The organism is Streptomyces marispadix (genome assembly GCF_022524345.1).
Lineage (GTDB): Bacteria > Actinomycetota > Actinomycetes > Streptomycetales > Streptomycetaceae > Streptomyces > Streptomyces marispadix.
Window position 1 is genome coordinate 269,559 of the sequence record NZ_JAKWJU010000002.1, and the last position, 13,400, is coordinate 282,958.

12 protein-coding genes are annotated in these 13,400 nt (G+C 72.8%); 3 read left to right on the plus strand and 9 right to left on the minus strand.

Translation table 11 applies throughout. From position 1 onward, the window contains the following. Positions 1–45: 45 nt before the first annotated feature. On the plus strand, positions 46–1,008 hold the full coding sequence (locus MMA15_RS01195; RefSeq protein ID WP_241057072.1) for a helix-turn-helix domain-containing protein: 963 nt from the start codon (positions 46–48) through the stop codon (positions 1,006–1,008). A gap of 116 nt (positions 1,009–1,124) precedes the next feature. Here the strand turns inward: MMA15_RS01195 and MMA15_RS01200 are convergent, their stop codons facing one another. After that, a complete protein-coding gene (locus tag MMA15_RS01200) occupies positions 1,125–2,060 on the minus strand; it encodes an ROK family protein (protein WP_241057073.1) in 936 nt (311 codons plus the stop codon). Between the two features lie 223 nt (positions 2,061–2,283). Here MMA15_RS01200 and MMA15_RS01205 point away from each other — a divergent pair, with 223 nt between their 5' ends. Next, positions 2,284–3,267 (plus strand): LacI family DNA-binding transcriptional regulator, encoded by a 984-nt coding sequence (locus MMA15_RS01205; RefSeq protein ID WP_241062911.1) that lies wholly within the window; start codon positions 2,284–2,286, stop codon positions 3,265–3,267. 99 nt (positions 3,268–3,366) lie between these two features. Here the strand turns inward: MMA15_RS01205 and MMA15_RS01210 are convergent, their stop codons facing one another. The 6 genes from MMA15_RS01210 to MMA15_RS01235 form a co-directional block, all read right to left on the minus strand. Next, entirely contained in the window at positions 3,367–4,194 is an 828-nt protein-coding gene (locus tag MMA15_RS01210) for a nucleotidyltransferase domain-containing protein (RefSeq protein WP_241057074.1), read from the minus strand. A 66-nt stretch (positions 4,195–4,260) separates the two neighbouring features. After that, positions 4,261–6,186, minus strand: coding sequence for a serine/threonine-protein kinase (locus tag MMA15_RS01215; RefSeq protein ID WP_308290487.1), 1,926 nt, complete (start codon positions 6,184–6,186; stop codon positions 4,261–4,263). A 163-nt stretch (positions 6,187–6,349) separates the two neighbouring features. Then, complete coding sequence (locus MMA15_RS01220; RefSeq protein ID WP_241057075.1) at positions 6,350–7,660, minus strand: DUF6986 family protein; 1,311 nt, start codon at positions 7,658–7,660, stop codon at positions 6,350–6,352. Positions 7,661–7,879: 219 nt separating this feature from the next. Beyond that, complete coding sequence (locus MMA15_RS01225; RefSeq protein WP_241057076.1) at positions 7,880–8,842, minus strand: electron transfer flavoprotein subunit alpha/FixB family protein; 963 nt, start codon at positions 8,840–8,842, stop codon at positions 7,880–7,882. Positions 8,843–8,929: 87 nt separating this feature from the next. Next, positions 8,930–9,715: an electron transfer flavoprotein subunit beta/FixA family protein gene (locus MMA15_RS01230; RefSeq protein WP_241057077.1), complete on the minus strand. Its 786-nt coding sequence runs from the start codon at positions 9,713–9,715 to the stop codon at positions 8,930–8,932. 303 nt (positions 9,716–10,018) lie between these two features. Next, positions 10,019–10,348 (minus strand): TlpA family protein disulfide reductase, encoded by a 330-nt coding sequence (locus MMA15_RS01235; RefSeq protein WP_241062913.1) that lies wholly within the window; start codon positions 10,346–10,348, stop codon positions 10,019–10,021. 315 nt (positions 10,349–10,663) lie between these two features. On the opposite strand from MMA15_RS01235, the gene MMA15_RS01240 reads away from it, so the two are divergent. Beyond that, positions 10,664–11,383: a lysophospholipid acyltransferase family protein gene (locus MMA15_RS01240; RefSeq protein WP_241057078.1), complete on the plus strand. Its 720-nt coding sequence runs from the start codon at positions 10,664–10,666 to the stop codon at positions 11,381–11,383. A gap of 142 nt (positions 11,384–11,525) precedes the next feature. On the opposite strand, the gene MMA15_RS01245 is transcribed toward MMA15_RS01240, so the two are convergent. Both MMA15_RS01245 and MMA15_RS01250 read right to left on the minus strand, forming a co-directional pair. After that, positions 11,526–12,614: a threonine aldolase family protein gene (locus MMA15_RS01245; protein WP_372498159.1), complete on the minus strand. Its 1,089-nt coding sequence runs from the start codon at positions 12,612–12,614 to the stop codon at positions 11,526–11,528. Further along, complete coding sequence (locus tag MMA15_RS01250; protein WP_241057079.1) at positions 12,593–13,372, minus strand: SDR family NAD(P)-dependent oxidoreductase; 780 nt, start codon at positions 13,370–13,372, stop codon at positions 12,593–12,595. The genes MMA15_RS01245 and MMA15_RS01250 overlap by 22 nt, the downstream gene beginning before the upstream one ends. Positions 13,373–13,400 lie beyond the last annotated feature (28 nt).

A 13,400-nucleotide genomic window follows, 5' to 3' on the forward strand; every position in this document is an offset into this window, starting at 1 on the left:
GGGCTTGAAGAAACGCGACATCGTGCCCGGCATAGGATCGGCGGCATGGCAGGTGGGAGCCGGGACGGCGCGGACGGCGGGGAGGACGGGCGGCACAGCCTGCGCGGCCCGGCCGCCCCCGGCGACGACGCCGGCTTCGGCTCCGGTGCGCCCCGGCGGGACACCCGGGGCATCGTCGACGCCGAGGGACTCCTCTCCCGGGTGCGTTTCCGCAGGCGGGCGGCGGCCCAGCCGCTGCACCCGTATGTGGAGCACTACTGGCTGATCGACTGGGACCTGGAACAGCCCTTCCTCTCCCAGGTCGTGCCGCACCCCTCGGTGAACGTGGTCTTCCAGCGCTACGGGGCTCTGCCGCCGGTGGCCGAGGTGGCGGGCGTCGGGCTGGGCCTGTTCTCCATCAGCCTGGAGGGCAGGGGGCAGGTGTGCGGCGTCCAGTTCCGGCCCGGCGGCTTCCGGCCGTTCCTCGCCCGTAGCGGCAGGGGGACCGTGGCGGCGCTCACGGGGCGGCGCGACCCGCTCACGGAGGTCTTCCCCGCCGAAGGCGGCGCCCCCGTGCAGGTGCTCACGCCCGGCGAGGAGGACGCCAGGGTCGAGGCGCTGGACGAGTTCCTGCTGCGGCTCGGACCGGAGGAGGACGCAGCCGCGGAGCGTGCGATGCGCCTCGTCCACCGCGTGCGCACCGACCGCCGCCTCACCCGCGTCGGTCAACTCGCCCGCGGTGAAGGGGTGTCGGTGCGTTCGCTGCAACGGCTCTTCGCCGACTGCGTGGGCGTGGGCCCCAAGTGGGTCATCCTGCGCTACCGCATCCACGAGGCGCTGGAGCAGGCGGCGGGACGCCCGGACGTCGACTGGGCGCGGCTGGCGGGCGAACTCGGATACAGCGATCAGGCCCATCTCGTAAGGGACTTCACCGACACGGTCGGGCTGCCGCCGACGGAGTATGCGCGCGCGCCGCGCTGCGCTCGCAGCCCATGCGAGCCTGACGCCGCGCATCCCTCTCGGGCCTGAAGTCGCGCCGGGACCGCCGGAGTTCAGGCCGCACGGGTCCGGCACCCCGAGTTCACGCCGCTCGGTCCGGCCGTCCGGGTCGCCGAGCCGGCGTCGACCGCCCGACTGCCCCGCGTTCAGCGGCAGTCCAGCCCCCGGCAGGCCGCCGCCGCCCCGATGAGCCCGGCGTCGGTGCCCATCTGCGCGGGCGCCACCTCCAGCCCCCTCACGAACGACAGCGTCGCGTACTCGGTCAGCGCCCGGCGCAGCGGCGCGAAGAGGACCTCCCCCGCCTTCGCCACTCCACCGCCGAGTACGGCTATCTCCACCTCGACGAGCGTGGCCGTGGCGGCGATGCCCGCCGCGAGCGCACGGGCCGCGCGCTCGAACGAGGCCACGGCCGCCGGGTGCCCCTCGGCCGCCGCCGAGGCGACCGCCGCCGCCGAGGCGTCGCCGTCGGGCCCGGGGCGCCAGCCCAGATCCAGGGCGCGTCGGGCGATGTTGGGGCCGGACGCGATGCGTTCCACGCAGCCGCGTCCTCCGCAGGGGCAACTGTCCCCGTCGAGGTCGACGCTGATGTGGCCGATGTGACCGGCGTTGCCGCTGGGGCCGGGGTGCAGTTCGCCGCCGAGTACGAGCCCGCCGCCGACGCCCGTGGAGACCACCATGCACAGGGCACCGGTGCGGCCGCGTGCCGCGCCCTGCCAGTGCTCGGCGGCGGCCATCGCCACACCGTCGCCGACGAGGGTCGCTGCCAGCCCGCCCGTGCGCTCCTGTACGCCCCGCACGAGCGGGAAGTCGCGCCAGCCGGGGATGTTCACGGGAGAGACCGTGCCCGCCTTGGCGTCCACCGGACCGGCGCTGCCGATGCCCACGGCCCGTACGCCCGGCCACAGCGGCGACGCGGCGAGTTCGTCCAGGACCTCGTGGAGGGCGGCCATGACCTGCTCTCCGCTCCCCTGGGGCGGCGTGGGACGCTGTGCCCGCACGAGCAGTCCGCCGTCGCTGTCCACCAGTGCGCCAGCGATCTTCGTACCGCCGATGTCGAGGGCCGCGACGAGGTCCGTGTGCATGGGTGATGTACTCCCGGGGAGGGGCCGGAGACCCGCCCCCGGACGGGAACGGACGAGGCTCAAGTCTGGCGCTTTGTGACAACGTTGTCCAGACTGCTGTGCAAGGCCGCTATGCTGCTCGCTGCCGCTTCACCGCTTCGAGGGGGACCCGAACGCCGTGCCCGAGACCGTACGTTCCGCCGCCGCCCGCGCCTCCGGGGGCCGCTACGGCAACCGTCCGACGATGAAGGACGTCGCCGCCCGCGCCGGGGTCGGCCTCAAGACCGTCTCCAGAGTGGTCAACGGCGAGGCAGGGGTCTCCCCCGACACCGAGCGCCGGGTGCAGGAGTCGATCACCGCTCTCGGCTTCCGCCGCAACGACAGCGCCCGCATCCTCCGTAAGGGCCGCACCGCCAGCATCGGGCTCGTGCTGGAGGACCTCGCCGACCCCTTCTACGCACCGCTGAGCCGCGCCGTGGAGGAAGTCGCCCGCGCGCACGGGGCGTTGCTGATCAACGGCTCCAGCGCCGAAGACCCGGGCCGCGAACAGGAGTTGGTCCTCGCGCTGTGCGCACGGCGGGTGGACGGTCTCGTCATCGTCCCCGCCAGCGACGACCACCGCTATCTGGAGCCTGAGATAGCCGCCGGTGTCGCCACCGTCTTCGTGGACCGCCCGCCGGGGAGGATCGAGGCCGACCAGGTGCTCGTCGACAGCTTCGCCGGCGCCCGCGAAGGCGTCGCGCATCTCGTCGCGCACGGGCACCGCCGCATCGGCTTCATCGGCGACCTCCCGCGCATCCACACCGCGCACGAACGTGTCAGGGGCTATGAGGCGGCCATGTCCGAGGCAGGACTGCCGGTGCATGCGAGCTGGCTGGCGCCGGGCGTCACCGATCCCAAGCGGGTACGGGCCGACGCCGAGCGCATGCTCGGCGGCCCCGAGCCGGTCACGGCGATCTTCGCGGGCAACAACCGGGTCACGGTCACGCTGGTGCGGGTGCTCGCCGAACTGGACCGGCCCGTTGCGCTCGTCGGGTTCGACGACTTCGAACTCGCCGACCTGCTCTCGCCGCCCGTCACCGTCGTAGCGCAGGACCCGGCCCAACTCGGGCGCACAGCCGCCGACTTGCTCTTCCGTCGCCTTGAGGGCGCACACGACCCGCCGCAGCTCATGACGCATCCTACGAAGCTGATCGCGCGGGGATCGGGCGAACTGCCGCCTGGCTGAGGGCGGTTGGCGCTCGGCCGGGTCTGCTGAGGAGCGCGGGCTCGGCGCCGGTCGGCGGACCGGAGCCCGTTGGTGAACGCACGGTACGCCGCCGCGAGTTCAGCCGGGCAGTACGGAGTCGAAGAGCGCCCGTGCCTCCTCCACGGCCGCGGCAAGCGCCTCGGGACTTGAGCCCGCCTCCGCGGTCACTTCGTCGATTTCGCGCAGCCCCGCACGGTCCAGCAGCGTCTTCTCGTTGGTCACCCACTCCCCGCGCGCCGCGAGCACCGCATGGGCCTGCTGCATGGCGGCCACCGCGATCGCGCCCACGACTTCCGTACGGCCGCCGCGCGGAGCGCCGGCGGACTCGGCGTAGGAGAGAGTGAGACAGGCGGTCTCGCGCCACTGCGCGGACGCCGACGTACGCAGCGCCGAAGGGTAGGCGGGCCGTGGCAGACGCCCGGACAGCACACGGTTCAGGGCGAGTTCGGCGACGACGAGATAGCTGGGGATGCCCGCGAGGTGGAACATGAGCTGCTCACGGTGGAAGCGTCCCTGCTCGGCCTCCGCCAGTTCGTGTTCCACGACGTCCAGATCGCGGTAGTGGACATCGGTGCGGCGTCCGTCGACGGTCAGCCACGCCCCTCCGTTGAAGACGCCGCCGCCCCACGCTCCGATCTCGCTGACCTCGCCGGGCCAGCCGAGTGCGCGCAGATCGGCGGGGTCGAACGCGCCGCGGTAGTAGAGGGCGAAGTCCCAGTCGCTGCCGGGCCGTTGGGTCCCCTGTGCGCGGGAGCCGCCCAGCGCCACGGCCTCGACGGCGGGCAGCGCGGCGAGGGCCCCGGCGACATGCTCGGTGAACTCACCATCGGTGAACGCCCGTTCGGCGGAGTCCCGTTCCGTTGCCTGTTCCGGCGCTTGGAGTCCCGCTGATTCCCGCTCGTCCATCTCACTCGCCCCTACGCCCGCTGCCCCTCCGGTGCGCGTCCTCGGCCGCGGGCGCCGACGCGAGCGTCAGCAACGGGGAAGTCCGGGCACCGGCTCGTTGTTGTCCCCGCCCTTGATGTAGACGTCGGACACGAACACGTTCTTGTTGCCCTTGTCGTCGTCGGTCTTCGCCCACCAGACGTTCGTCCAGCGTCCCGAGGTCTCGCGGTGCGCCGGAAGCTTCTTCTGGCAGTAGAAGTAGTTGATTCCCGCGTTGAGTTGGCCGACGGGCTTGTGCTCCGCGTTGTAGGACGTCGCCGCCTTCCAGACCGTGCAGTCGAACTTGTTCCCGCCACTGGGGTGGCACGCCTTCGGCTGCGTCGCGCCGCCGCCTCCGCTGCCGCCCGTGCTCCCGCCGCCCACGGTGGCCCCCGGAACGCCGCCGGTGGTACCGCCGTCACCTCCGCCGGAGCCGCCCGCGCCTTTCCGGCCGCCCTTGCCGTCGCCGCCCGAGGCGCCCGGCCTGCCGTCGCCCTTCTGGCGTCCGTCGGGCGAACGCCCGTCCCTCTCGGGCACGCTGCCGCCGCTCCGGTCCGCTTCCTGGTCGCCGCCGCCGGGGACGACGCGCTTCCCGGCCGCTCCCCCCGCTCGGTCGCCGCCGTCACCGGAGATCGCCGCGTAGGCGGCGCCCGCGCCCGTCACCACGACCGCGGCGACCGCTGCGGCGATCAGCGCGCGGCGGCGGCCCTTCGCCCGCTCGGCACGGGTACGTACGGTGTGCCGGTCGGTGTCCTCGTCACCGCTCATGCCGCGGCCCGAACCGGACGGCACGGGCCCATGAGGTACACCCGGCCCGTGCGCTGCGGGAACCGGCGCCCCGGGCCCACCCCCGCCGTATCCGCCCGCACTGACGTTACCGCCACCCCCGGATGCGGCCCCCGCCGCGCCCTGCGGGCCGAACTGCCCCTGCGCGCCCGCGCCTTGACCGCCGGCGGACCCGGACGACAGGCCGCCGCCCTGCTCCGCCTTGCCCAGACGCATCGTCGAGGAGGGGTCCGCCGGGGGCCGGACACCCTGTGCGACGGCCTCCAGCAGCGCCGTGGCACGCTCCGCACCGGCCCGCTTCTGCGGGTCCTTGTCCATCAGTTCGGCCAGTACGGGCGCGAGGGGCCCTGCGTTCCGGGGCTCCGGCAGCGGTTCGACGACGATCGCGTTGAGCGTGGACCACGTCGAGGTGCGGCGGAAGGGCGCGGCTCCCTCGACGGCAGCGTAGAGAGTGGCCCCGAGCGCCCATACGTCGCATGCCTCGCGGGGGGCTTCGCCGCGCGCCCGCTCCGGCGCCAAGTAGTCGAGAGAGCCGACGAGTTCGCCGCTGCCCGTCAGTTGCGTACCGGCGCCGTCGTCCGGGTCCTCCACCGCCGCGATCCCGAAGTCGGTGAGTACGACGCGGTCGGAGCCGCTCTCCAGCAGCACGTTGCCGGGCTTGACGTCGCGGTGCAGCACGCCCGCGCGGTGGGCGGCCGCCAGGGCGCCCATCACCTTGGCCCCGATCGCGGCGGCCTCCCGTGGCTCGACGGTGCCCCGTTCCCGCAGCACGTCGTCGAGGGAGGGCCCCTCGATCAGTTCCATCACGATGACGGGGCGGCCCTCGTGCTGTGCGACGTCGTGTACTGAGACGACGCCCGCGTGCCGCACCCTGGCCGCGGCCCGCGCCTCGCGCTGCATCCGGGTGCGCAGCTCCTCCAGTTCGGAAGGGGCGGCGTCGGCGAACGTCCGCAGCTCCTTGACGGCGACCTCACGGCCGAGCACTTCGTCGACGGCGCGCCAGACCACGCCCATGCCGCCGCGGCCGAGCCGGCCCGTCACCCGGTAGCGTCCCGCGAGAACCCTGCCCGGCTCCGCGGGCCCCGTGCCCGGGCCCGGACTGCCGCCGCCCGGGGCCGAGTTGGCACCCGCCGGCCCCGATTCGCCGCTTCCGCCGCCCGCCGGCGGCTGCTCCCCCGGTGTCCGCACTGCCCGTCCCCTTTGCCGCGTACGAAATCCGCCACGTACGAGTCGCGCACACTCGTCACCGTGCACCGGCCATCGTGCCCGGTCGCCGCACACGGTCGCAGCGCACCGAATTGTGGCGTACCGAACCGTCGAGCACGAATCATCGTGTGGCGAAGGGCCCAGACTACGGGGCCGATTCGTCCCGCGCCTCTTCGGTGCGTCCTGCCAGGCGGCCGAGGTCCGCCCGCGTGAGACCGGAGTGCGCGGCGACCTCGCCGGGCGAGAGCGCCCCGCAATCGAGGCCCCGCAGCAGGTAGTTGCCGAGCGCGCGGGCCGTGGCGGGCTCGTCCATGACGGCGGCGTCGGCGCCCGCGCTGCCGGTGTAGGCGGCGAGCCGGGCCGCGGCACGTTCCATGCCCTCGCGGTAGAAGCCGTAGACGGCGGCGTAGCGCGTCGGCAGATGGCCGGGGTGCATGTCCCATCCCTGGTAGTACGCGCGTGCCAACGACCGCTGTACGAGGCGGTGATGGAGCCGCCAGGCGTCGTGGACCTGCTCCCCGGGGCCGGTGGGGACGATGTTCGTGGAACCGTCGGAGAGGCGAACTCCCGTGCCCGCCGCGGCAGTCTGCATCACGGCCTTGGCGTGGTCGGCAACGGGGTGGTCCATCGCCTGGTGTGCGGCGCTCACTCCGCAGGCCGCGCTGTAGTCGAAGGTGCCGTAGTGCAGGGAGGTGGCGCGCCCGCCGGCGGCGTCGATCATGAGGGCGACGGTGGCGCGCCCGTCGGGGCCGAGGATGGACTGGGTGGTCTCGATCTGGATCTCGAACCCGAGGCGCCCCGCGGGCAGTCGGCGCGCGGACTCGAACTCGGCGCACAACTCGGCCATGGCCGCGACCTGTTCGGGGTGGCTGACCTTGGGCAGCGTCAGCACCAGGCCCGCGGGCAGTTCCCCGGCGTCCATCAGGCCGGTGAGGAAGATGTCGAGGGTGCGGATGCCGCGCTCGCGCACGTCGGCTTCCATGCACTTCATGCGGATGCCCACGTAGGGCGGCACGCTGCCGTCCTCGCAGGCGGCGCACACCAGTCGTGCGGCGCGTGCCGCCGCGGCGTCCTCCTCCGCGTCGGGCCGACGGCCGTATCCGTCCTCGAAGTCGATACGCAGGTCCTCCACCGGCTCGCGTTCCAGCTTCGCCCGTACCCGGTCGTGCACCGGCTCGGCGAGCTGCGGCGGCAGCGCCAGCACGGAGGCGAACGAGGCGGCGTCCGGGGCGTGTTCGTCGAGCAGCGCCAGGGCCTGCTCGCCCCAGGAGCGCACGGTGCGGGCGGAGAAGGCGTCCGCCGGTACGTAGACGGTGTGCACGGGCTGCCGCGAGGCGGGCTCCCCGGGATAGCGGCGGGCGAGTTCGGCGTCCACGGGGGCGAGCCGGGCGGCGAGGTCCTCGCTCACGCTCTTCGTCAGGCTCGTCGGCGCAGTGCCGTCGCGGTGCTCGGCCACACCGGCCTCCTTTTCCGCTTAGCGGAATCAACAATTCGTAGAACGAAGGCCGAAGCTATCCACCGCCTTCGAGCAGGTCAACCACGCCGGGCAGCGCCGGGCACACGCGCACGCACGTCCGCCCCCGCACGCCGGTGGCGTACGGGGGCGGGCGGGGCGGCTGCGAGCCGCAGGAGCTGAGCCCTTCGAGGGGCCGACGCGGCCGGCCTCGGCCGGAGTTCAGCCCTTGCGGGTCTTGACCTCCTCGGTCAGAGCCGGGACGACGTCGAAGAGGTCGCCGACGACGCCGTAGTCGACGAGGTCGAAGATCGGCGCCTCGGCGTCCTTGTTGATCGCGACGATGGTCTTCGAGGTCTGCATGCCCGCACGGTGCTGGATCGCACCGGAGATGCCGGTCGCGACGTAGAGCTGCGGAGAGACGGTCTTGCCGGTCTGCCCGACCTGGTTGGAGTGCGGGTACCAGCCGGCGTCGACGGCGGCACGCGAGGCGCCGACGGCCGCGCCGAGGGAGTCGGCCAGCGCCTCGATGATGTGGAAGTTCTCGGCGCCGTTGACGCCGCGGCCGCCCGAGACCACGATCGCCGCCTCCGTCAGCTCCGGACGGCCGCTCGACTCACGCGGCGTACGGGAGACGATCTTCGTGCCGGTCGACTTCTCACCGAAGGACACCGAAAGCTGCTCGACCGTACCGGCGGCCGGAGCGGCCTCCGGCGCGGTGGAGTTGGGCTTGACCGTGATGACCGGAGTGCCCTTGCTGACACGGGACTTGGTGGTGAAGGCCGCGGCGAACACCGACTGAGTGGCCACCGGCCCTTCGTCCCCGGCCTCCAGGTCGACGGCGTCGGTGATGATGCCGGAGCCGATGCGCACCGCGAGGCGCGCGGCGATCTCCTTGCCCTCCGCGGAGGACGGCACCAGCACGGCGGCCGGGGAGACGGCGTCGTAGGCGGCCTGGAGAGCGTCGACCTTGGGCACGACGAGGTAGTCGGCGAACTCGGCGCTGTCGGCGGCCAGTACCTTCACCGCACCGTACTCGCCGAGGGTCTTGGCCGCCTCGTCGGCGCCCGCACCGAGGTGCACGGCCACCGGGTCGCCGAGGCGGCGGGCCAGGGTGAGCAGTTCGAGGGTCGGCTTGCGGACGGCACCGTCCACGTGGTCGACGTAGACAAGGACTTCAGCCATGGGGTTGCTCCTGCGGAAAGTGTGGCGGTCGAGCGGAGGGGGTCTTCGGGTGCGGCGTCGGACGGGCTTCCGGCCCGCCGGGCGGCGCTATACGAACTTGCGCTCCGCGAGGAATTCGGCGAGCTGCTTGCCGCCTTCGCCCTCGTCCTTGACGACGGTGCCGGCGGTGCGCGCCGGGCGCGGCGTCGCGTCGTCGACCTTCGTCCAGGCGCCGTCGAGCCCGACCTCGTCCGCCTCGATGTCCAGGTCGTCCAGGTCGAGGGACTCCACGGGCTTCTTCTTCGCCGCCATGATCCCCTTGAACGACGGGTAACGGGCCTCGCCGGACTGGTCGGTCACGGAGACGACGGCAGGCAGCGAAGCCTCCAGCTGCTCGGTCGCGGTGTCGCCGTCGCGGCGCCCGTTGACCTTGCCGTCGGTGACGGAGACCTCCGACAGCAGCGTCACCTGCGGCACGCCCAGGCGCTCGGCCAGCAGCGCCGGGAGCACGCCCATCGTGCCGTCGGTGGAGGCCATGCCGCAGACGACCAGGTCGTAGCCGGTCTTCTCGATCGCCTTGGCCAGCACCGCCGAGGTGCCGATGACGTCCGTGCCGTGCAGGTCGTCGTCCTCGACGTGCACCGCCTTGTCCGCACCCATCGAAAGCGCCTTGCGCAGCGCGTCCTTGGCGTCGTCGGGGCCGACGGTGAGCACGGTGATCTCCGCGTCGTCGGCGTCCTCGGAGATCTGGAGGGCCTGCTCCACCGCGTACTCGTCCAGCTCCGAGAGCAGGCCGTCCACGGACTCGCGGTCGGTGGTCAGGTCCTCGGCGAAGTGCCGGTCGCCGGTGGCGTCGGGCACGTACTTCACACAGACAACGATCCTCAAGCTCACGCCGGCTCTCCTACTGCTTGTCCTACGGTTCCGGTCCGTCGCTGAACCGGCACCCCGTCGCTCTATATTACTCGTCAGTACACACAGCGCGTACCCGGTTCTCAAGGCCGGGAACTGTGACCTTGCATACCCCCGGGCCCGCCGGAGCACGGGCTCAACTCAATCACGGCGGCCGCACCGCGACGCCGTCGGCGACCGCGCTGTCACGGTGCCCAGGTGGCGGGTGGGGGTCAAGGAACAAGCGCCCGGATGCGACGACAATCACGGGAGCGCAGACAGCTAACCGCACGCCCCGCCACTCGCCTACCGGGTCCCCTCCTCCACCGCCGCGCCCAGCGCCGCGATGACATCGGCCTTGCGCGGCTGCCCGTACGCGCGGCTCACCTCACGCCCGCGGGCGTCCAGGACGAGCACCGCCGGGGTGCGCGCGATGCCCAACTCCCTTACGACGGGCAGATGTTGCTCGGCGTCGATCTCCGCGTGCGCCACGCCGGGCACCATCGCGCTCACCTCGCCGAGTATCCGCCTCGTCGCCCGGCACGGCTGGCAGAAGGCGCTGGAGAACTGCACCAGCGTCGCGCGCCGCCCCAAGGCCGGGAGGCCGAGCGTCTCCGCGTCCAGGTGTGCGCTCATGTCCTCGCCGCCGGTCGGCCGCCGCACTCCGCTCTCTCCCTCGTTCCGCTCGCACCGTTCGCCCCATTCACCCCGTTCACCCCGTTCGTTCCGTCGTTGCCGGGGCCCCGCACCCCCGGAGTGTGCAGCACTCGCCGCATGTACGGGCATTCCCGCACGGCCCGGGACAGGCGGCGGACGTGCGGACCCCCCGGGTATGGCCATCGGCAGGCCCATGAGGAACCATCGGCGGCGGACCGAAGTTACGCATCCGTAGGTACGGCTGCGCACCTGGCGGGAGCCACCCTCTCCCAGGGCCGACAGGAAGGGCTCCCCATGGCAGAACTCGTCTACCCGCCTGTGATCGCCACGGCACGCGCCTGGTTCAAGGCGCTCGACCTGCGATTCGACATCCAGGGCACCGAGCACATTCCACGGCGGGGCGGCGCCGTGCTGGTGAGCAACCACATCAGCTATCTCGACTTCGTCTTCACCGGTCTCGCGGCGCTGCCCGCCAAGCGGCTCGTACGTTTCATGGCGAAGGAGTCGGTGTTCCGGCACAAGGTCTCGGGGCCGCTGATGCGGGCGATGAAGCACATCCCCGTCGACCGCTCACAGGGGGAGGGCGCCTACAGGCACGCGCTGAGGGCGCTGGACTCGGGCGAGGTCATAGGCGTCTTCCCGGAGGCGACCATCTCGCGCTCCTTCACGCTCAAGGACTTCAAGTCCGGTGCGGCCCGGCTGGCGCAGGAGGCGCGGGTGCCGCTCGTACCGGTGGCGCTGTGGGGCACGCAGAGACTGTGGACCAAGGGCCGCAAGCGCGACTTCGGGCGCAACCACTTCCCGGTCGGCATCCGCGTCGGCGAGCCGCTGCACAGCGCGGAGGGCGAGGAGACCGCCGGCCTGACCGCCCGACTGCGCGGGCGCGTACAGGAGTTGCTGGAGGCGGCGCAGCGCGCCTACCCCTCCGCCCCGGAGGGACCGCACGACTCCTGGTGGCTCCCGGCCCACATGGGCGGTACGGCGCCGACGCCGGCGGAGGCCAAGGCGATGTAGCGCGAGCTGCGGGCCGACGGCGGCCCCGCAAGGCCGGGCGGCCCGCACCGAGTCGGTGCGGGCCGAGGCGTACAGGCCCAGGCGGTGCGGGCCGTGGGTTCGGGACGAGACGTACGGGCGGGGGCCGGGCCGGGCCGTTGCGTCAGCGGCCCATCTCCTCGCGCAGGGCGGCGACGAATCCGTCGACGTCCTCCGGGGTGGTGTCGAAGGAGCACATCCAGCGCACGTCGCCGGCGGCCTCGTCCCAGAAGTAGAAGCGGTAGCGCTTCTGGAGTCGTTCGCTGACCTCGTTGGGCAGCCGCGCGAAGACCGCGTTCGCCTGGACCGGCTGAAGGATCTCGACGCCGTCGACGTCCTTCACGCCCTCGGCGAGGCGGCGGGCCATCGCGTTGGAGTGCCTGGCGTTGCGCAGCCACAGGTCGCCCGAGAGCAGCGCGTCCCACTGCGCGGATATGAACCGCATCTTGGAGGCGAGCTGCATCGACAGCTTGCGCAGATGCTTCATCGCGCGGACCGCGCCGGGATCGAGCACGACGACGGCCTCGCCGAAGAGCATGCCGTTCTTCGTGCCGCCCAGGGAGACGACGTCGACGCCCGCTGCGTTGGTGAAGGCCCGCATGGGGCGGTCGAGCGCCGCCGCGGCGTTGGCGATGCGGGCGCCGTCGAGGTGGACCCTCATCCCGCGCTCATGGGCGTGGTCGCAGATGGCCCGGATCTCCTCGACCGTGTAGACGGTGCCCAGTTCGGTGCTCTGGGTGATGGAGACGACCTGCGGCATCGCACGGTGCTCGTCGTCCCAGCCGTACGCCTCCCGGTCGATCAGCTCGGGCGTGAGCTTGCCGTCGTCGGTGGGGACGGTCAGCAGCTTCAGGCCGCCGACGCGCTCCGGTGCTCCGCACTCGTCGACGTGGATGTGCGCGCTGTCCGCGCAGATCACGGCGCCCCAGCGGTCGGTGAGGGCCTGGAGCGAGATCACGTTGGCGCCCGTGCCGTTGAAGACCGGGTACGCCTCGGCGCGGGAGCCGAAGTGGCTGCGCACGGTCTGCTGGAGGTGCGCGGTGTACTGGTCGGCTCCGTACGCGGGCTGGTGCCCGCCGTTGGCGAGGGCGAGCGCCGCCAGGACCTCGGGGTGGGCGCCCGCGTAGTTGTCGCTGGCGAATCCGCGGGTCCCGGGGTCGTGGCGGCGCTTGGCGTCGGTCGCGTCCGTACTCACGGCTTCGGGGTCAGCCACAGGCGTTGTCCGTTCACTTCCTCGGTGGGCTTGCTCCACGTGCCGGCGATGGCGCCGGCCAGGTCCTTGACGTCGGTGAAGCCCGCGAACTTGGCCTTGGGGCGGTCGGCCCGCATCTGGTCGTTCACCAGCGCCTTGACGACCAGGATGGCAGCAGCCGCGGGCGGGCCCTGCTCGCCCCCCGCCTTGCGGAAGGAGTCGCCCAGCGCCAGAGTCCACGCCTCGGCCGCCGCCTTCGACGCGGAGTAGGCGGCGTTGCCCGCGGTGGGGCTGCTCGCTCCGGCGGCGCTGACCAGCAGATAACGGCCGTTGCCGCTGCGCGCCAGCGGGCCTTCGAAGGCCAGCGAGGTGTGCTGCACGGTGCGGATCAGCAGATCGTGCAGCGTGTCCCAGTGGCCGAGGTCGGTCTCGGCGAACGTCGCCGAGCCCCGCCAGCCGCCCACGAGGTGCACCAGCCCGTGCACCTTCCCGAACTCCTTCTCCGTACGGGCGGCCCACTCACGCGTGGCCGACAGATCGAGCAGGTCGACGGTCTCCCCGGTGACGCTCGCACCGCCGTGGGCGAAACGGGCGGCGTCGACGGCCTCGGCGAGGCGGCCGACGTCGGAGTCGGCACCGACGACCGTGGCGCCCTCCTCGGCGAGACGGAGCAGGGCCGCCGCCCCGGCCGGGCCCGCCGCTCCCGCGACGGCGATGACGGACCCCTCCAGGCTCCCCTTTCCGTCTCCGCGGTATCCACGTGCCGTCGTGTTGGTCATGCGTGTGCCTCCTGGTCCTCGACGCCCT